This window comes from Candidatus Acidiferrales bacterium, from assembly GCA_035934015.1.
Lineage (GTDB): Bacteria > Acidobacteriota > Terriglobia > Acidiferrales > UBA7541 > DAHUXN01.
This window is the reverse complement of the sequence record DASYYH010000026.1, coordinates 1-19,856: the sequence shown is the minus strand read 5'-3', so window position 1 is coordinate 19,856 and position 19,856 is coordinate 1. Positions and strand designations below refer to the sequence as shown.

The window sequence follows — 19,856 nt, the reverse complement described above, 5'->3', positions numbered from 1 at the left end:
TGTTGGGCAACCATCGCGGAAGTTCAGCAGACCTGCCAGTTTACAGCCGTGCCGCCATCATCTTGATCAAATCCAGGCATCGCGATGAATAACCCCATTCATTGTCGTACCACGCCAGCACCTTCGCGCAATTCGTTCCCACCACGCGCGTATAGCTCGCGTCCACAATCGCCGAATGTGGATTCCCGCGAAAATCGATCGACACCAGGTCCTCTTCCGTGTACTCCAGAATTCCCTTGAGCCGTCCTTCCGCCGCCGCGCGAAACGCCGCGTTGATGCTTTCCGGCGTCGCCGTCTTTTCCAGCATCACCGACAGGTCCACCACGCTCACATTCGGCGTCGGCACGCGCATCGCATATCCATCGAGCTTTCCCTTCAGCTCCGGAATCACCAGATGCAGCGCCTTGGCCGCTCCCGTCGACGTCGGAATCATAGACAGCGCCGCCGCCCTCGCCCGCCGCAAATCCTTGTGCGGCAAATCGAGCAGCCGCTGGTCGTTTGTGTACGAATGGATCGTCGTCATCGTTCCCACGGCAATTCCAAACGTCTCGTGCAGCACTTTGGCCACCGGCGCCAGGCAATTTGTCGTGCACGACGCATTGGAAATCACATGATGCTTCGCCGGATCGTACGTCTTGTCATTCACGCCCAGCACCAGCGTACAATCCGGGTCCGTCGCCGGCGCTGTAATCAGCACTTTTTTCACCGGCCCGCGAATGTGCTTCCGCGCCTCCGGCCCTTTGTTGAACACGCCCGCTGACTCCACCACGATTTCCGCGCCCGTCGATGGCCAGTCCACCTTGTCCAATTCTTTCACGCGAAAAACGCGGACGCTTCGCCCATCCACTTGTATCGAGTCTTCCGTCGCCGTAACGCGGTTCGGCAAATTCCCAAGAATCGAGTCGTATTTCAGAAGATGCCCAAGCGTTTTCGCGTCGGTCAGGTCGTTCACCGCCACAAACTCAACGGCCGGATCGCCGATCCCCGCGCGAAATATATTTCGCCCAATGCGCCCGAATCCGTTGATCGCCACTTTTACTGCCATTCTTCCCTCCGAACGCGAAAATATGCCGAATCAGACTCCAAACTGTGCATCCACAGGCGCCGTGTCCGAGCGATGCTAGGTCTCCTCGCACAAAATGTCAACGCACCATGCACATGCATTATGATTCACCACGCAGGATGGGTTGCATGTGACCCCAGTCACATCTCTTCATGCAAAAAACGTCCGTGCGCCGCGCCGTTCCACCACTCCCCACAGCATCGCGCGATCGCATTCAGCCTGGTTGTTCTCGACGCTCTGCGATGGCTCACCGAAGCTTCTCAAAACTACGACGGCATCATTCGCTGCCGCGCGCTGTACGGCCCGCGCTAATCGCGCGCGATATTCCGGCTCTGCTCCGTCCAGAATGTTCGAGAGTGTAAATGCATCAAAATATCCCTCTGGACACGATTCCAGCCACGATGCCGCATCCCCCGCAACGAATCGAATGTTCGCGTTCTTCGGCGAAATTCTCTCGCTCGATTCGCAGAGCAGCAGCGCTCGCGCGTAGGGATTCGCAGCGTTCGGATGCCGCGCAAATCCCCGTTCCAGCCGCTTCCGCATCACTTCGCCGAATTTTGCGGGCAGGAAAGAAAGAAAATTTTGCGCATACATCACGTGCAAGGCTGGCGCGGACATCAGCAAATCAAACCCCACACGAAATCGCCATGTATCGAAATGCTCGCGCCAAAAAGTCCTCTGCGCCGCGACGTCCGACATCTCTAGAAACTCGCGCAGGGCTTCCTCGCGCCAGCCCGCCAGCGGCATCAACCGGCGCGCGAATCTCATCGCGCGCTCGGCGTCGCCGATTTCCGCTGGACCGCCACTCGCGCGCCGCTCCGCATACGCAAGTTGCACGGGATTGATGTCGCAGGCTACGACTTCATGCTCATCCGCTAGCCGCTGCGCCGTGTCGCCCGCCGAAGCGATGCAAAAAACGCGGCCTTTTCCCCGAAACGCCGCGCGTTCGATCTCCGCATCCTCATACATCCGCCCAAAAAGCAGCCGCTGCGAACCATTTCTCCACCCGAGCCGCCCCGCCCGCCACGCAGTTTCCGATTTCACAGCTTGCTTCCGGGGATCGCCCCGCACACCCACACCAGCACCAAAAACGCAATGTTCTTCACGATCATTCCCGCCGGCTCGCGAATAATCCGGCGTGCCCATAGCAATCCGTTCGCATTCATCAACACCAGCAAAGCCGTCTGCATAATCGCGCACAATCTCGGCTCGGTTCCAGCCATCACCCATGCGGCCAGCGTCACCTCCACGGCGCCAAGCATTTTCAGGAACGCGCCTCCAAATCGTGGCCCCAGCCGCGGCACCGCCGTCACTACCTCTAGCTGCGTTTTCACGCGCCCCAGAATCTTGCACCATAGCCCCTCGTACACCCACACTGCCGCGACGCTGGTTCGAATCACAATTAATGGCGGGAACGCGATTGCGAAATCGTGCACGCAAATCCTCCCGCCGCAATATCACTTTCGGCCGCGTGCGGTCTCCGCGCCTCCTTGCGTCCAACTCTGCTTCTCCCCAGAATCGCCGCAGAAATCCCACGCAGAATATGCCGATGCAGTTGGCTCACTAGCGCGGCTTCCACGCGGCGCCACAACGCCCGCGGTCGCAAATACGCTTCATAATTCGTCGTTAGCACAACTTCACTCCCCTCGCCGCAGCTCTTAATCTCGTACGATCCTCCCAGCGTCCGAATGCAATCCTCGATCCCCAATCGCTGTTCAATCACCTCGAACCGCAACGACCGCGGCGCTTCCACGCTCTTGACACGCTTCGTCAGCTTCGCCCCGCCGCTATACACGCACCGCACCGTCGCTCCCGCGCGCCCTTTCTCGCCTTCGGTCCGCACCGGCTCCGCCAACAGTGTCCGCAGCAGCAGCGGCGCGCGCCCCGGCACTTCCTCATAAAACATCAACTCCTCCCACACCGCTTCGGCGCCGGTCTCGAACCGCACTCGCGTTGAAACGGCTTCCTTGACTCCGTCGCGCGCGCATGCCCAGCTCACAATTCGATACCGCGGCCCTGCCTCCCTCTTCGTTCGCAAGGCCGCCGGCAGCAAATCCTCAGCTGGTGCGCCCGCATCGCGTCCCGCGCTCATCTCATTCTCCCGGACTCGTCCATCCATGCTTCAGCGCAAGCGGGCCAAATCACCGCCATTTGCAGTCCGCGCTTAAGCCTCCGCGTGCGCTTTCAAAACAAATCGCGCCACTAGGCTCCTCTTTGCGACGTCACTCCCACCAGAATCTTCGCGTTGATTGTTCCTGCGAACGCGCCCGCAAACGCACCGATGAACGCCGGAACAATATAGATGCCGCTCACCACCGCCGCATCAAACCAATGTCCCAGCACCGCCGGTCCCAACCACGCTCCCACCCACGCCACCATCCACTGTCCCAGGCACCCTTCGATTCCCTGAAACAACCGATAGCGGAATCCCCAGTGCACAATCGCTCCGGCAATTCCGCTGATAATTGTCACCACAACGAATGCCGCAAACGACATTCCGATCAATGGCGCACTCATTCGATCCTCCTCGCGACGCTCTAACCATCTGGATCTTTCTTGCTAAGGGAACCTAACGTCTGCGGAGTTTTCTCCGCCGGCCTCCATTGCCGCGTCTTATACACCTTCCCCGCCGGGTGAACCCACTAGTTTTTCGCGCCGCGCCCGCATCATTCACAAAATGGTGTCAACTGTGTGTGACCATGGTCACATTCGCATACCGCCTGCCGCGCGCGATGCGCAACAAAAAGGTTGCATTTTTTCTTTGCCTGCGCTAACGTGCAACCCGGAGGTTGCACATTATGCCCGACTCACAGAGCGTCACCGACCGTATCGTCAAGCGCATGGAACTCAAAGCGCCCATCTCCCGCGTCTGGCGCGCTCTCACCGACCACCGCGAATTCGGCGAATGGTTCCGCGTCAAAATCGACGGCCCCTTCGTCCCCGGTCAGGTCTCTCGCGGCCACATCACGTATCCCGGCTACGAACACATCCAATGGGAAGCCGTCATCCAGAAAATGGAGCGCGAGCGCCTTTTTTCCTTCACCTGGCCTCATCCGAAATCTTTCGACAAGACCGGGACGCAGGATTATTCCGGCGAACCCACCACGCTCGTGGAATTTCGTCTCGAGAAAACTCCCACAGGCACTTTGCTTACGATCATCGAGTCCGGCTTTGACAATCTTCCCGCCGATCGCCGTCTCGACGCTTTCCGCCGCAATGAAGGCGGCTGGACCGAGCAGATGAAGAACCTCGAGGCCTATGTCACGAAGAAAGCCTAGCCGCGCGTTCGCCGCACGCCGCGCTCATGCGCTCACCTTCGCCGCGCTTGGCGACGCGACGCGCCTCGTCATTGTCGCCAAGCTCTCCGGCGGTCGCCCGCGTTCCATCTCGCAACTCACCGCGGGCTCGCGCCTGACGCGCCAGGCCATCACCAAGCATCTTCGCGTCCTCGAATCTGCCGGCGTGGTTCGCAGTATCCGCTCCGGTCGCGAGAGCCTCTTCGAATTCCATCCCGAGCCTGTCGAAGACCTCAAAAAATATCTCGAACTCGTCTCCGCCCAGTGGGATCGCTCTCTCGCCCGCCTCAAATACTTCGTCGAACGCTGAGCTTTACAACATAGGCCGCGTTAAAATCACGCTTCTATCAGTCTCTACCAAGCTCCTGCCCGCGCACGCCGCTGTTTTTTCGCTCTTGTGTCATCCTGAGCAAAGCGAAGGACCTGCTTTTGTCTTTTGCAGCGTGGCATCTCGCCGCCACTTCTCGGTCAGCCTCTCTCTTCGTAGGGCGCTGCTTGTTTACCCTGACGAAGGGCCCCGCCCGTTGTCATCCCGAACCCAGCCCGCACGCACAGGGCAGCAGTTCAGCGCAAAAGAAGCGTGCGGGATGGCGGTGAGGGACCTGCTTTTGTCTTTTGGGGCGTAGCATCGCCGCTGCTTCTTCGCTCCAGCCTCTAGCCTCCAGCATCTGGTCTCCAGGACGCGGGTGGCCCATCCTGCTTGCCCTGCATGCCCTGACAAAGGAAGGGAGTGCCTTGCGCGCGCTTCACCGCGCGCAGCAAAGGGTGGGTTCTGTGTCAGTCTGAATTTTCCGGATTGTGGGCGGCGCACGATACAAGACGGACGACGCTTACGGATATTATGCAACCCTCGCCGGCAATTCCGCGCATTTGTCTTTCCTGTAGGGTCGGATCTTCAGATCCGACCGGGCGAGACTCCCGTCTCGCCTCCGTCTCGCGCCCAACCACCGCCCCGACGCACGACACTTGCCACTCGCTTGCCCTGCCTGCCCTGAGTCGCCTTCGCGAAGGGACCGAACCGAAGGACCTGCTTTTGTTTGTTTGGAGTGCAGCGGTCCGCCTCGCGGATTCCGGTCGTCGTGTGACCGAAACTCGACGCCGCTATGCCGCTCCCATTACAATTCGGCGGCGTCGACTCGTGGCTGGCCATCCTCTCCGCCTCGCGCGCGTGCTGCCCCTCTACGCTGTCATTCCGAGCTTGCCCGCCGTGGCGGGAATCTGCTTTTGCCTCAGCTCGGCCACTCGCACCCCGTGGGTGGCCCATCCTTTGCGCTCTGCGCGCATGCGTCCGCACGCAGCAAAGGGCGGGGATCTTGCGTGTGCTTCGCGGTCGCTATTTGACCGTTGGGCTTTCGCGCGCACTAACTTCTTCTTGCGCGTGTCTCAACGCGCTCAGCCTCTGCCTTTGTAGAGGCGCTGCTTGCCGCGCCCGTCTCTCTTTTGTTGTCATTCCGAACCCGTTCACACGCCTTTCGTGAACGGCGTGAGGCCTGCCCGCCGTTTGCCCGCCGCAGGCGGGCTCTCAGCCTGTGTGTTCTTGCCGGTCGTAGGGGCGCTGCTTGCTGCGCCCGTCGCGACTCCCCGAGTCGCGTTCAGTTCCCGTTCTTCGTTCTCACTCGGAGCCTCGCCCGCTCGCGCGTCGCCTGCCAAGGCCTCGTAGGGGAGAGTCTTCGGACCCTCCCTGCATCGCATTACTGCGGCCGCGTCCGCCGTCAACTTCCTCTTGCGCGGCACTTCGCTTTGCAAAATAATCCGCGCAAGGTATCCACTGGCCACTGAACACTGACCACTGCCTCTCCCCACCTTGGGCGTTTTTCCAGGATTATATACTTCAAGCAAGACAGGGTACATAATCCGCTTACATGTCTAAGGGTGCAAAGTTTGGCTACGGATTCTTGCTGGCAGGCGTTGGCGTGCCTTATCTGATGGAACACCTAGTTGGGCAGCGTCTCGCTTTCGGTGCAGCACTCATTTGTACGCTTGTGGGCGCGTGGTTATTGTTTTCCGGACACACACACGGACGTCATGACCTATATCGGCTGCGAGTGATTGTAGCCGTAGTGTTAATAGTCGTGGCGCTGGGAGGGGCAGGATGGCGCTGGAAATCAAAGGCCCAACGCGAATCGGAAGAAAAACCTTTACCGTCTCCCCCAAATTCTGCCGACAGACCGCCGACCACACTTGAAGAAACGTTTAGGCAGGATTTCCCATCACTAGACAGGTATACTTTCAACGATATTGAATTTGCCCCAAAGGACGGCCCGAAGATCCCGATTGAAAGTCAAGTCTATGCAAATTATCTAGAGAACTATAAATTCGTAGGTTTTTACATTCCCTCAACAGAAGCGATACCTCAGCACTATTACGATTACAGAGCTTCTTTGGCGCTCGTAGATTTCGTTCAGAGGGCGATGGATGATGTTTCAAAACATCTGCGCATTGAAGAAGGGTTACCGGATCAACAGACAAAATATGAAGATTTGGAGTTCTCTGGAAGGGTTATGCTCTACGTTGGGGATGATCTATCGATTCCCCAAAAAGCTGAAATTCTTAGTCGTTATAAGGCCAAGAATTTCGATGTTTTCTTTTTCGGGCCAAATCACTTGAAGGAAGATCAAGACGGATGGCTGAGACAGCACAATGCGACTGCAATTAGCCATTAAGGTGGCGGGTGGCGCGCGCCGACCGCTCCACGCCCGTTTCTCAAACGCGCTCTAGTTGTACGACCTCACGCGAATGACTTTATCGCCAGAAAACGTAACAAAAGTCACTTTTGCCGGCGGGTGGCCGTAAATCCAATCTTCGGTTTCCTTCCCTTTGTCATCCGGCTCGCGTACTTTCTGGTCCGGACGTCCCATCGCCGCAGTCACCATGTCGTGATTCATCCCCGTGATCGCGACATGATCCTTGATCGCATCCTGGTAGACTTTCGGCAGCGTGTCCACCCAGTTCACCGCCGAGGAATGTTCGCCCGCAAAATTCAAAAATGGCGCAAGATCGTTTTTCAATTCATCGGGAGTTAACTCAGGAACTTTCTTGCCGAAATCCAGAACCAACACCGCGCCCAGCTTCTGAAACGACGGATTGTCAGGATAGATCGTCGTCGACGGGACCGGTCCCGCGTCGATCGACACGTGCTGGCGCCAGTTGAATTTTGATTTTGTTCCGCCGTTGATGTCGATCACAATTTCTTTGTCGCGAAATTGAATGTTCGTGATTTGCACTTGATCGCCGCGATTCGCCGCCGAGCCGCGCATCAGCGCGTAGTGCAATTGTTTCGCATCAATCGGCGCGCCGACCTTGTAGCGAAATCCGTTTTTCTGCGCCGGCAGCGGCTGCACCACGCGCGCGTACTCTCCTTCCACATAACGAATGATTGCATAGCGCGATTTCACCTGCGGATCATTTACTTTTTGCCAGGACTCTCCCGCGAGCGTGAGGAAAATATCTGTCGGCGAAGATTCAATCGGCAGATTCAAATTCAGCGGCGACGATGGATCAGAGTGCAACGGGTACACGTGCGGAGTGTCGTATGACGTGAGCAGCAAGGCCGCCGCGGCGAAAGTAGTCAGGCGAAACATGGAGGCACCTTAATTGTAATGCAGGAAGCCTCTGCCGGATACGCCCTTTTGCGTCGCGCAACCCCCGATTCTTTCTGCCGGAAATTGGGACGCGCGAAATCCGCGCCGCGCGCGGCGGCGACCATCACGTCCTAGTACAGGCCAATCCAGCCAAATTGTCTTTTTCGAGGCGCTTTTTCGGCTGCGAATTGGCCTGATGAAGCAGGCCATTGAATTTTCGTGTTTTTGACGATTTTTTCGCTTTTTGTTCGCTGCGCGATTTATGGCGCGGCGGCGCGCGATTTGGCGCGCGAATCTTTGTTTTCGGAATTTTCCGGGGCGCTTTGCGCAGCGGCTTCCGCGGGGATTTTTCGCGGCGCGGATTTTTCCGCTTCGATTTTTTCGACGGCGAGCTGCGGCTCGAAGCAGCGGCGGCAGCGCGCTTCGTACATTCCGCCGGCGCCGACGACGATCAATTCTTCGGACGCAACCAGGCGCTGCGTATTCACCGCGGGATTTCCGCAGCGCGCGCAAATCGCGAGCAATTTTGTGATTTCCTCGGCGGCGACGAGCAGCCGGGGCATAGGCTCGAAGGGGCGTCCCATGAAATCCGTGTCGAGGCCGGCGACGATGACCCGCTTGCCGAGATCGGCGAGGCGCGTGCAGCTTTCGAGAAGCGATTCGCCGAGGAATTGCGCTTCGTCGATGCCGATGACTTCGGTGCGCGCCTCGACTTTCGCAAGAATATCGGCGCCGGTGGAGACGAGGTCGGAAGGAATTTCCAGGCCGGAATGCGAGACGATGCCGTTGGAGGAGTAGCGCTTGTCGATGACGGGCTTGAAGATTTGCACGCGCTGGCGGGCGATTTCGGCGCGGCGGAGGCGGCGGATGAGCTCTTCGCTTTTGCCGGAAAACATGGGGCCGACGATGACTTCGATCCAGCCCATGTTGCCCTTGACGATGTCCACGCTTGCCTCCTTCTGCGATTAGGCTAACACAAATGGGAGAAGAAGTGGCCAGTGGTCAGTGGTCAGTGGAAAGTGCGAGGGCGATTACCTTTTACAACTCGCGGACGAGGCGCGCAAGAGGAAGTTAATGGCGGGCGGGCCGCGGTAATGAGATGCAGGGAGGGTCTGAAGACCCTCCCCTACGAAGGCCTTAGCACGCGGTCCGCGACCGGGCGGGCAGGCGCGGGCGTGGTAAGCAGCGGCCCGACGAAGACAAAACGAAAAGCAGGTCCCTCACCGCCATCCCGCACGTTTCTCTTCTGCTGAACTGCTGCCCCATCCGTGCGGGCTGGGTTCGGGATGACAGCGGGTGGGGCCCTTCCTCCGTCAGGGCAGGCAGGGCATGCAGGACGGGCCACACGCGGATAAATATACACCGGGCGGAAAGCTATCAAGGAGTCGAACCAGCGGTTGAGCTCGTGCCAGCGCCGGAGTTGGAATTGGGACAGGCGGAGGCACTCATTTTGCAGAAGACCTGGCTGAGATTGAGGCCAATTCCGATGCGGAAATAGTCGCGATTAGGTTGGCGCAAGGGAAGAATGAAGACGGAAGGGGATGGGACGGTCACGGGCGTAGTAGGCACTTGCAAGACCAAGGGAGAAAGCTGGACATCGTCGAGAACTCGCATGTACACAGACCCAAAGAGGTACAACCAAGAAGAGCTGAAGACCGGCAGGGGAAGTTCTCCATCCAGCTTGAATACAACGCCACGAGGCGAACCCCCCGATACGGTCTCATCCTGACCGAGCGTCATGTCCAGCAACGCATAGGAATCGGAGCAGGGATTTTGGGCGGAGCCGGTTTGGCAAGGCATTTTGAGGGTTGACCGAAGTCCTCCTGCATATTTCACCAGGAAATTGGAGCGGTCCTGATTTGCAAAGGCGATGTCTGTGTAGCCGCCCTGGAGACAAGTTCCCGAAGTGGTGGAGGCCATTAAGCCTGGATTGTAGCCGTTCTGAGGAGAGAAGCGACTCACGAGCGTGGAGCATTCGATCGTGCCAGCGGGAGGGACAACGAATGTGAGCGGCGTGCTTTGGGAGGAAAGAGGCGTAGTCGCGCCGAATTCGAGAATGGCAGCCCAATGCGAACCCGGCTTGCCCAGCCTATATTCCGGGCCGATCATGAAATCCATTGCCTGCCCGACCGTTGAATAACTCTGCGTCGCGATTTGTCCCTGGGGGTTTGCGAAGGAGCCCGCGATTCCCTGGGTTGAAGGTTGTGGAGCACCGAGTAAGCGTACATTACCCCAGCCGTACCACCCATGCCAAGACGGGCTTTGATAAAACAAATCCACGAATGCATTGCCATTTAGGCCTTGAGAGCTGTAGGCCGCCTGTTCGTAACCAGCAATCATGATGATAGTGGCGGATGGCGGCTTTGGGCTGGCGCCAACCGTAACCACGTTACTGACAGAGCCGTACACCGGCGGATTACTCGAGGAAACCGTCTGTGCCGTGACCTTGTCACCTTTTGCGACCGTAATCGAGGTTGTGCCGCTATCAAATTTGCCATTTCGAATGGGCGTTTGAGTTGTCAGGGGAATATCGTTGACGCAGACGCGGACTGAGCCTTTCACTGCTTTGTCCACCGTTCCGGAGTAAGTCGCAAGCGCGTCGTCACTATTAACGCTTTTGATTGTTAAAGTCGGTGCCGTTGCCGAGTTCGAACTTCCCGCTTTTGCGCAGCTTCCGCCCGTGACGGTCACGTCGTCACTGGCGGGACTGAAGACTGTTGTTCCTTCAGCATTCTCGAATACAACTAGTTGCGCCTGAACCTTGTCCTTGGCTTTGAACTTCGCTGTCAGCGGTACACTGAATGACCCCATCGAATCAGGGGTGGAAGAACTTGCGACAAGCGCCCCGTTACTACAGATTTGAATCCTGCCGGTTTTGCCTGCGGGCAGGGTTGCGGTTGCAGTCACTGTAGTCATATCCTCGGTTATCGGACCCAGTTTGGGCTTACTCAAACTCACATCTACAATTTCGCTTGGGCAAGTCGAGGTTCCGCCAGGGGGCGCCGGATCTACAGCTCCCCGGGTTGGCTTCGCCGGCTCGTTCGGAGTTTTTCGTTCCCCTTTGTCGTGAGCGCAGGCAGTCGAAAGAGACGCGAGGACTAGAAATGCTAGAGCCAGCCATTTCGGCAGATTTCCAGCACTCATCCAGGATTTCCGAGGGCGGATTCGGAAGCGAGAATTCATCAGGATTTACTCCATTCGGATGTTTTTGGCCGGCACATTGGGCGACTGCACGGGATCGGGGCAATGAATGCGGGCACGGTATCGTAAGGATATATCCATGTCAAGCTAATATATCTGACATTTAATAACACATATAGAAATAAAACGGACTCGCAAGAACCGTTTTGCGGCAGTTTGGCAGCGGCACGTTTTTTTTCATCACTCAAAGTACGCCGGGATTGCCCTTGGCCCAGGAGCCGCACGGCTGAGCGAAGCGAATACCTTCGGCGGGTGAGGCGCCGAAAAAGAAGGGGCGCGAGAAGTCAGCAGACATTTGGCTGACAGCAAAAGCCCCCACCCTTTGCTGCGCGCGGTCGTATGCGCGCAGAACGCAAAGGATGGGCCACCGCGGGATGCGAATACCTTGCGCGGATGAAGAAGCGCAAAAGGAACGGGGTGACTTCGGTTTGCGCGCGCACGGCGTGCGCCCATCGACTTCGCCCGCCGCGGCAGGCCCTTCCTCCGTCAGGGTAAACAAGCCTCACGCCTACGAAGACAAAACGAAAAGCCGGTCCCTCACCGCCATCCCGCACGTTTCTTTTGTGCTGAACTGCTGCCTCGTGCGTGCGGGCTGGGTTCGGGATGACAACGGGCGCAGCAAGCAGCGCCCCTACGAAGACAAGAACGAAAAGCAGGGCCTTCGCTTCGCTCCCTTCGCAAAAGCGACTCAGGGCAAGCAGGAAGTGCCGCGCACAAGGAAGATAACGGCGGGCGAACCGTGCGGCTCGAATCTGGGTAGCGCAAGGCGAGAAGCAGGTTCCTCGTCGCCCGTCGCAAAAAGCGCTCGGGACTCGCCCACCGCGGCGGGCAAGGTCGGAATGACAATGAATGCGGGGAGTGCTCGATGGGCCGCAAAAGCCCCACGCTCAAAAAGCGAGCATGGGGCACCCGAAAAATCAAAAGCAAAACCTGAGCCACGCGGGCGCGAGCGAGTTCGGAATGACAACGGGCGCAGCAAGCAGCGCCCCTACGAAGACAAGAACGAAAAGCATGCCCCTGCCCCGGCAGGCAAGCTTCGCCGTTATCCCGTACCAAGAGACGGCAGGGCGTGTGGCCGACCTGAAAAGAAGCAGGTTCCTCACACGGCCGAAATGCGGCCGGTTCGGAATGACAACGGGCGCAGCAAGCAGCGCCCCTACGAACTACAAACACACAGGCTAAGAGCCTGCCTGCGGCATGCAGATTCCGGTCGCACGACGACCGGAATCCGCGAAGCGAACCGTCCTTCGGCTGCGCCCGCCGCAGCGGGCAAGCTCAGGACGCATCCCGAAAGTCAGGACGCGGCGCGGGAGCGGAGGAAGGCTTCGACGCGAGGGACGTCGGAGGGAACGTCGACTTCGACGCCTTCGTAGGCGCATTCGGCGACGCGGATGCGGTAGCCATTTTCCATCCAGCGCAGTTGTTCAAGCTGCTCGAGCCGTTCGAGTTCGCCGGGAGGGAGCGCGGGGAATTCGAGAAGCGCGTCGCGGCGAAAAACGTAAAGGCCGATGTGCTTGAAATGGCGCGCGGCGACGGGCGTCGAGGCGTCGCGGACCCAGGGAATGGGCGCGCGGGAAAAATAAAGCGCGTGGCCGTCGAAATCGCAGACGACCTTGACGATATTGGGATTCATGATTTCTTCGGGCGTGGTGATGGGAACGCAGAGCGTGGCGACTTGCGATTCGGCGCCAGAATCTTCGGCGGAGAGAATGGCGCCGACGGCAGCGTCGACGACTTCCGGAGGAATTAGCGGGAGATCGCCCTGAACATTGACGTAAATATCGGCGGGGATGTGCACGGCGACTTCGGCGATGCGTTCGGTGCCGGTGCGATGCTCGGCGCGCGTCAGGATGGCTTCGCCGCCGAAGGCTTCGACCGCGGATTTGATGCGCTGATCGTCGGTGGCGACGAGGACGCGCGAAACGAGGCTGCTCTGGCGCGCGCGTTCGACGACGTGCTGAATCATGGGGCGGCCGGCGATGGGCGCGAGCGGCTTGCCGGGAAAACGCGTCGAAGCATAGCGCGCGGGAATGACGGCGAGGACAGACGGATTGGAATTTTCGGGCATGCGGAATCTCTCCGGCGAAATGCTAGCACGAAGCGCGGCGATTCGTCAGAGCGATGCGAGAAATTGGCGGGGGTCAGCAGCTTTCGGAGGCGAGCGGAATTCAAATATAAACGAGTTACGTCTGTGTGCAAGATTTTGCGAGAAATGAGGAGAAATTAGCCGCAGGAAAAGCGAGTCTCGTGACGAAGATCGTATCAATTTGCAACAAACTGGGACGAAAGCTGCCCGAGCATTGATAAATATCGAGATATGGCGTCCGAAAAGTTCGTGGCTACCAGCGAAAATTGGCACGAGTTGAGCTTGATTTGCAGTGGACTGGTGGTAGAATCACAGCAATAAATCCGGCTGCTGTTGCGATTGAGGACGGATGCCGAACGCAGCCAAGTTGTTCCGAGGGGGTTGCGCCGCGGGGGTTGTTGCGGCGCTGATGATCCTGTGCGGCCAAGCCCACGCGCAGCAGGCCGGCCCTCTGATCTACAAACCTCCGCCGCCAGTTAAGCAGCACATTCCCGAAATCCGGAAAGACGTCCGGCTGGTGACTGTGAATGTCACGGTGACGGATCCGTATGGGCGGCTGGTGACCGGCCTGTCGCAAGATAATTTCCAAGTGTACGAGGACGGGCGCGAACAAGAGATCATGCGGTTCGAAGAGGACGATGTGCCGATTTCGATCGGCGTGATTTTCGACGTCAGCGGGAGCATGGCGGAGAAAATCTCGAAGTCGCGCATGGCCGCGGTGCAATTTTTCAAGACAGCGAATCCGGCGGACGAATTTTTCCTGGTGGATTTCGCGGATCGCGCGGAATTGGCGACCATTTTCACGAGCAGCATCGAGGAATTGCAGAATCGCCTGCTTTTCAGCGCGCCGAAAGGAATGACGGCGCTGCTGGACGCCGTGTATCTGGGGATGAGCGAGATGAAAGGAGCACACAACACGAGAAAGGCTTTGCTCATCATATCGGATGGAGGCGATAATCACAGCAGGTACGACGAGTCGGACGTAAAGCGGTTTTTGCGTGAATCGGACGTACAGATTTACGCGATTGGCGTATACGGATTCGATCCGTGCAGCGAAACGGCTCAGCCGGAACTTTGCCAGGGGCCAGAGATGCTGAGCGACCTGGCGGCGATGACGGGCGGCCGGTCGTTCATCGTGAGGAACCTGGATGACCTGGGCGACATCGCCACGAAAATCAGCATGGAGCTGCGTAATCAGTATGTGTTGGGATACCGTCCGAGCAATGCAAAAGACGACGGGAAATGGCGGAAAATCCGAGTCAAGCTGCACCCACCCAGGGGACTGCCGCCGCTCACGGTTTACTCGCGCTACGGGTATTTTGCGCCAGGACCATAAGCGAACCATCGGCCGTCCAGTTTTCGTTCTCTCCATTTTCATTCTGATTGCGGGATTGTTTGCCGGCGCGCGAACGGTCTCGGCGCAAAACGGCTCGACGATTCAGCTTCCCCCGCCGCCGGGAGCGCCACAAAATAAACCTTACACACTGAAGCGTACGGTGGACATGGTGCGCCTGCCGGTGTCCGTTCTGGACAAACAAGGAAACTTCGTGAACGGGCTGAGCGAGCAGGATTTCCACGTTCTAGAAAATGGAGCGCCGCAGAAAATCGACCTGTTCACACATGCGGATATGCCCATAACGGCGGGGCTGGTGATTGACAACAGCGCGAGCATGAGGCCGAAGCGCGCGCGCGTCAATGCGGCGGCGCTGACGTTCGTGCACACGAGCAATCCACAGGATGAGATGTTTGTCGTGAATTTCAACGACGAATTTTACCTGGACATGGATACGGACTTTACGAATGACCCCAACGTGCTGAACGCTGCGCTGGACCGCATCGACTCGCGAGGCGGGACAGCGCTATACGACGCAATTCTGGGATCCATGAATCATCTGAAGAAAGGGACGCGCGAGAAGAAAGTGCTGCTGGTGATTACCGACGGCGAGGACAACGACAGCACGCACAGCCTGGCGTATACGGTTGAGAAACTGCAACAGTCGAATGTGATGATCTACGCTGTGGGGCTTTTCGCAAAAGGCGAAGATGAACGGTCGGAAATCCGCCAAGGAAAGAAGGCGTTGCTCGCACTGACGGAGGCCTCCGGCGGCGAGGCGTATTTTCCAAAGACCACTGATGAAGTGGATGCGATCTGCAAACGGATCGCCGAGGATATTCGCGACCAATACATGATCGGCTACTACCCCTCGAATACGTCGAAAGACGGCACGTTCCGCACGGTGAAAATTGCCGTCGCTCCCGTCAAGGGCATGGGCAAATTGAGCGTGCGCGCACGGCCCGGATATTTCGCACCCAAGGCGGCCGCGGATGCGACAGCGACGGCGGGAAATTAGGAGTTCGCGAGGAACAGTCCCCACTAATTTATTCGCGTCAGTTCCAGTGATGGGAATGCCACCAGATTTTCTGAATGTCGAACTTGGCTCCGCGGCAGAGATAAATCGGAGTGTTCTCCTCATCCATGCCGAATTCCGAATGATGATCGAAAGCCTGCCATGAAGTGCAATTATCCTGCACGTCCTGAAGACCCCACTGAACGACGATGAGGTTTGTATAAGCCACCGGCGGCGGACCCCAATACCAATAATTCTGATGGCGCGAATAGGCGCGCGGGAGCCGATAGGCCGGGCCGAAAAGATTCACGGCTCCGGCTTCGCCGTAATTTCCGGTGAAGATGCCTGTCGTGGCGCGCTCATCGGGCGGCAAGGAGTTGTAAACATCAGCGATCTGACGAACGAGGCTGCGCCAGCCAAATTGATCTCCGAAGAATTGCGGCAGCGACCCGGATTGGTGGACTTCTGTTTTCGTGAGATGCAAGTGTAGAGCGTCGGCATAGGCCAGATAGCGCGATGGCGGAAGTATGGGCGTGAAGAGCGGAACGAGCAGGCCGCCGAGAACGATAACGGCAGTCGCGATGGCGGCTTTTGGCCACAGGCGCGCGGCGGCCCAGCGGCGATGGGCGAGCCAGCTTTCCACGGCGACCGCGCCCGCGGCGTACATCATGGGATAGATGGGAGCGACGTAATAATCCTTGCCGTGGAGGATGAGGAGCGTCGCGAAGAAGATGATGAACGTGAAGCCGAGGAGGCGGAATCTTTTGTTGCTGCCTGCGACGAGGGAAACGAGCCCTGTGATCCAGAAAACGGCGAAGATCGGCTGCTCCATCAGAATTTGCTGGCCGATGAAAGCAAGCGGGCTCAAGACTACGTTTTTGCCGGTGCGGCGGACATTTTCGAGGTCCTGGAGCGTCGGGAAATTGCGATGAATCTGCCAGATGAGATTGGGCATGAAGATGAGCAAAGCGATGGCGCCGCCGAGCCAGATCCAAGGCTTGGCGAATTCGCGGCGCAAGCGCGTGAACGCAACGGCGAGAAAGACGGCGAAACCGAAAAAGAGAGTGGAATGCTTGTTCTCGAGCCCGAGGCCAGCGAGCAAGCCGAACCAGAGCCAGAGCTTCGAATCCCCCGTGCGGATGATACGGATGAGAATGTAGACACAGGCCATCCAGAAGAGCGGCTCGAAAGCGTTCATGGAAAGCATGTCGTTCATGACCAGATTCACGGGAACGAGCAGAACGCACAGGCCCGCGAGAGCCTGCGCGAAGCGATCGCCGCCAAGCTGGCGCGCGATGAGAATCGTGAGCGCGATGAGCGCGGTGCCGGCGAACACAGGAAGGATGCGCAGCGCAGGAAGCGAGCCGCCAAGAAGAAGCGCGATTTTCGCGTAGACGGCGGAGAGCGGAGCCATATCGACATAACCCCAATAAAGATGGCGGCCGCAATCGAGCAAGTAGAGTTCGTCGCGGAAGTAGCCGTAGCGATAGAGACTCGTGAAGGCGTGGAGCAGAAATTTTGCGGCGCAGAGAATGATGAGCACGCTCGTGGCGAGGCGCGGGAGCGGCTCGGAGGCGTTTACGTTTGCGGGTTGAGAAGTGACGTCGGTGTTCATCGGAGGGAGAGTTTAACCCAGATTTGTAAGTTTTTAGTGAGGCAGACAGCCTGCGACACAAACGTCATTCGTAACGCAGCGCGACCATGGGATCGACTTTCATCGCGCGACGGGCGGGAATGTACGTTGCGACGAGGGCGACGGCGACGAGCGCCATGATGGCCAATGCCAGCGTTGATGGATCGTTGGGCGTGAGACCGAAGAGAAGCTGGCGTGCGAGGCGCGTGATCCAGATGGAGCCGAGCACCCCTGCAACGATACCGGCGACAAGGACAATCGCTGCGTCGCGCATGACGAGGCGGAGGATGGAAGTTTGTTGCGCACCGAGGGCCATGCGAATGCCGATCTCGTGCGTGCGCTGCGTGACCACATAGGCCATAACGCCGTAGAGGCCGATGGCGGTGAGCAGGAGCGCGAGGCCACCGAAGAAGCCAGAAAGAACGGCCATTAAGTGTTCCTGCAGCACGGAATCGTCGGCTTCTTGTCGCAATGTGGTGAACTGCAGCGACGCAGATTTATTGACACTGGCCATGGCGTCGCGCACGGCGGGAATCAGCACGCCGGGCGTCATCGCGGTACGAATTTCAAATGTAGTTCCTTCGCCGACGGCGCCGATCTGCGCTAAAGGGAAATAGGCTTCTGGCTGGAAATCTTCGCGCAAGGAATTATATTTCGCGTTTTGCGTCACGCCGATGATTTCCATCGGCTGTGTGCTGAGCATGCCTTTGTTATTGGCCAGCAGGTGCTTGCCGATGGGATTTTGCCCGGGGAAGTATGTGCGGGCCAAGAGCTGATTGACGATGACAACCGGTGTAGAAGCCGCTGTATCGCGCGCGTCGAAGGCGCGGCCTTCGAGGATTGGCGTGCGCATCGTGGCGAAGAAGTCGGGCGTTACCCAATTCAGTAAGACATCCGAGTCAGCACCCGCTGGAAGTGAACCACCCGGAATCGTCAAAGAATTGTCCCATTGCCTGCCGGAAAGAGGCGTCACCCAGCACTGGCTGGCCGAGACCACACCCGGAACGGCTTGCAATTTGGCGAGCATCTGGCCGTAGAGCGGGGCGCGCGCAGGTTCAGGAATCTGCGCGTTGTGAATATTTGTTTCGACCATCAAGACGTTGTTGCGGTCGAAGCCTGCATCGAGAGTCATGAGATTCGCGAATGTGCGGATGAAGAGGCCGGTACCAATCAGCAGAACGAGCGAGAGCGCGATCTGCATGGCGACAATCCAGCGTGCCGCAACGGACTGAGAGCGGCCGCTTGCGCCTTGCGACTGTCCCTCTTTCATTGCAGACATGGCGGAGACGCGCGTTGAGCGCAGCGCAGGAAGAATGCCGAAAAGCAGGCCGCACAGCACGGCAATGCCAATCGTGAATGCCAATACGCGGCCGTCCAGTTTCAGATCCAAAAATACCTGATTCTGCTGCGTGGAAACAAAACGCACCAAGAGCGCACTACCCCAGCGCGCAAACAAAATGCCGAGGAGCGCTCCGGCGCCCGAGAGAACGACGCTCTCCGTGAGTACTTGACGGACCAAACGCCCGCGCGAAGCACCGAGAGACAGTCGCACGGCGATTTCTTTTTGCCGCGCGGCAGAACGGGCAAGCAGAAGGCTGGCGATATTCGCGCAGGCAATGAGCAAAACGAGGCCCACGACAAACATGAGGATTTCCAGCGGCTGCCTATAGTAAGCCCGCAACCCAAACGGACCTCCCGCACCTGTTGCCGCTGGCAGAACGGCAAAGGTATATTTCCGGAACATGTCCTGATACTTCGAGGGCCAGTCCTGAGGGACAACGGCGCCGAAGAGAGGCTGCGATAGAACCTTCATGCGAGCGTCGGCCTGCTCAACGTTCGTGCCGGGCTTGAGGCGGCCCATCATCGCCAGCCACCAGTCGGCGCGTAAATCCAAGGACGAATCCTTTCCGTCAAGAATCGCCTCCGCGCAAATCGGAATGGCGACATCGAAGGAAGTGCCGATGTCAATGCCGGAAAAGCCGCGCTGGGCTACGCCGATAATTGGGAAGTAGTGGCCGTTGAGGCGAATCGAAGAGCCGACCGCGGACTGTGCGCCGACGTAATGCGCCTGCCAAAAACCGTAACCCAAGACGGCAACGCCACTGCAGCCGCGTGTGTCGTCGGAAGCAGTCAGCAAGCGGCCCGCTGCGGGTCGCACGCCCAGCGTTGTGAAGTAGCCGCCACTCGCGTAAACGCCGGGGATCGTGTTTTCCTGGCCTCCGTCGGCAAGATCGAAGTCTGTGGACCTCCAGGCAAACACACTGGCAAATGCGTCCTGATGATCGCGCACTTGCTCCCAGATGGGATTTGTAACGTTCGGCCTGGGCCTTGAAGTGGTCGGCGAGCGGAACAGAATCTCTGCCAGTTGCTCGGGATTCTGCACCGGCAACATGCGGAGCATGACGGCGTCGATGAGGCTGAAGATAGCAGTGTTCGCGCCAATGCCCAACGCGAGGGACAGAATGGCGATGCCAGTGATGAGCGGCGTTTTGCGGAGGATGCGAAACGCGAAGCGAATGTCTTGAAGCAGCGTTTCGATGAAATGCGTGCCGCGGGCGTCGCGGGTTTCTTCTTTGCGCGATTCGAGGCCGCCGAATTGCGCAAGAGCGCGGCGGCGGGCTTCGCCGGGCGCCATACCGGCGGCGATA

16 protein-coding genes are annotated in these 19,856 nt (G+C 58.4%); 5 read left to right on the top strand and 11 right to left on the bottom strand.

Going from position 1 to position 19,856, the window contains the following annotated elements:
- Nucleotides 1–40: 40 nt before the first annotated feature.
- The 5 genes from gap to VGR81_12330 all read right to left on the bottom strand — a co-directional run bounded on the left by gap (nt 41) and on the right by VGR81_12330 (nt 3,580).
- Nucleotides 41–1,045: a type I glyceraldehyde-3-phosphate dehydrogenase gene (gap, locus tag VGR81_12350; GenBank protein ID HEV2289734.1), complete on the bottom strand. Its 1,005-nt coding sequence runs from the start codon at nt 1,043–1,045 to the stop codon at nt 41–43.
- Nucleotides 1,046–1,213: 168 nt separating this feature from the next.
- Nucleotides 1,214–2,107, bottom strand: coding sequence for a DUF3419 family protein (locus VGR81_12345; protein ID HEV2289733.1), 894 nt, complete (start codon nt 2,105–2,107; stop codon nt 1,214–1,216).
- A complete protein-coding gene (locus VGR81_12340; GenBank protein ID HEV2289732.1) occupies nt 2,104–2,499 on the bottom strand; it encodes a DoxX-like family protein in 396 nt (131 codons plus the stop codon). Before VGR81_12340 ends, VGR81_12345 begins: the two co-directional genes overlap by 4 nt.
- Nucleotides 2,466–3,155, bottom strand: coding sequence for a hypothetical protein (locus VGR81_12335; protein HEV2289731.1), 690 nt, complete (start codon nt 3,153–3,155; stop codon nt 2,466–2,468). Before VGR81_12335 ends, VGR81_12340 begins: the two co-directional genes overlap by 34 nt.
- A gap of 110 nt (nt 3,156–3,265) precedes the next feature.
- On the bottom strand, nt 3,266–3,580 hold the full coding sequence (locus VGR81_12330) for a hypothetical protein (GenBank protein HEV2289730.1): 315 nt from the start codon (nt 3,578–3,580) through the stop codon (nt 3,266–3,268).
- A gap of 281 nt (nt 3,581–3,861) precedes the next feature.
- On the opposite strand from VGR81_12330, the gene VGR81_12325 reads away from it, so the two are divergent.
- The 3 genes from VGR81_12325 (at nt 3,862) to VGR81_12315 (ending at nt 7,022) form a co-directional block, all read left to right on the top strand.
- A complete protein-coding gene (locus tag VGR81_12325; GenBank protein ID HEV2289729.1) occupies nt 3,862–4,341 on the top strand; it encodes an SRPBCC family protein in 480 nt (159 codons plus the stop codon).
- Nucleotides 4,322–4,669 carry a metalloregulator ArsR/SmtB family transcription factor gene (locus VGR81_12320; GenBank protein HEV2289728.1) on the top strand — a complete coding sequence of 116 codons (348 nt, stop codon included), beginning with the start codon at nt 4,322–4,324 and terminating at the stop codon, nt 4,667–4,669. The genes VGR81_12325 and VGR81_12320 overlap by 20 nt, the downstream gene beginning before the upstream one ends.
- 1,552 nt (nt 4,670–6,221) lie before the next feature.
- Nucleotides 6,222–7,022, top strand: a complete 801-nt coding sequence (locus VGR81_12315) for a hypothetical protein (GenBank protein ID HEV2289727.1) — start codon at nt 6,222–6,224, stop codon at nt 7,020–7,022.
- A 51-nt stretch (nt 7,023–7,073) separates the two neighbouring features.
- On the opposite strand, the gene VGR81_12310 is transcribed toward VGR81_12315, so the two are convergent.
- The 4 genes from VGR81_12310 to kdsB form a co-directional block, all read right to left on the bottom strand.
- The gene (locus tag VGR81_12310) at nt 7,074–7,940 is read right to left on the bottom strand and encodes a hypothetical protein (protein ID HEV2289726.1); all 867 of its coding nucleotides are present in this window, start codon (nt 7,938–7,940) and stop codon (nt 7,074–7,076) included.
- Nucleotides 7,941–8,200: 260 nt separating this feature from the next.
- Entirely contained in the window at nt 8,201–8,887 is a 687-nt protein-coding gene (locus VGR81_12305; GenBank protein HEV2289725.1) for a thymidine kinase, read from the bottom strand.
- A 430-nt stretch (nt 8,888–9,317) separates the two neighbouring features.
- On the bottom strand, nt 9,318–10,847 hold the full coding sequence (locus VGR81_12300; GenBank protein ID HEV2289724.1) for a hypothetical protein: 1,530 nt from the start codon (nt 10,845–10,847) through the stop codon (nt 9,318–9,320).
- Between the two features lie 1,588 nt (nt 10,848–12,435).
- Complete coding sequence (gene kdsB, locus VGR81_12295) at nt 12,436–13,209, bottom strand: 3-deoxy-manno-octulosonate cytidylyltransferase (GenBank protein ID HEV2289723.1); 774 nt, start codon at nt 13,207–13,209, stop codon at nt 12,436–12,438.
- A 367-nt stretch (nt 13,210–13,576) separates the two neighbouring features.
- Here kdsB and VGR81_12290 point away from each other — a divergent pair, with 367 nt between their 5' ends.
- Nucleotides 13,577–14,563 carry a VWA domain-containing protein gene (locus VGR81_12290; protein HEV2289722.1) on the top strand — a complete coding sequence of 329 codons (987 nt, stop codon included), beginning with the start codon at nt 13,577–13,579 and terminating at the stop codon, nt 14,561–14,563.
- A complete protein-coding gene (locus VGR81_12285) occupies nt 14,547–15,578 on the top strand; it encodes a VWA domain-containing protein (protein ID HEV2289721.1) in 1,032 nt (343 codons plus the stop codon). Before VGR81_12290 ends, VGR81_12285 begins: the two co-directional genes overlap by 17 nt.
- Nucleotides 15,579–15,615: 37 nt before the next feature.
- Here VGR81_12285 and VGR81_12280 read toward each other — a convergent pair whose 3' ends face one another.
- Both VGR81_12280 and VGR81_12275 read right to left on the bottom strand, forming a co-directional pair.
- On the bottom strand, nt 15,616–17,190 hold the full coding sequence (locus VGR81_12280) for a glycosyltransferase family 39 protein (GenBank protein ID HEV2289720.1): 1,575 nt from the start codon (nt 17,188–17,190) through the stop codon (nt 15,616–15,618).
- 64 nt (nt 17,191–17,254) lie between these two features.
- Nucleotides 17,255–19,856: ABC transporter permease (locus tag VGR81_12275; GenBank protein ID HEV2289719.1), on the bottom strand; the 2,602-nt coding region annotated here is incomplete at its 5' end.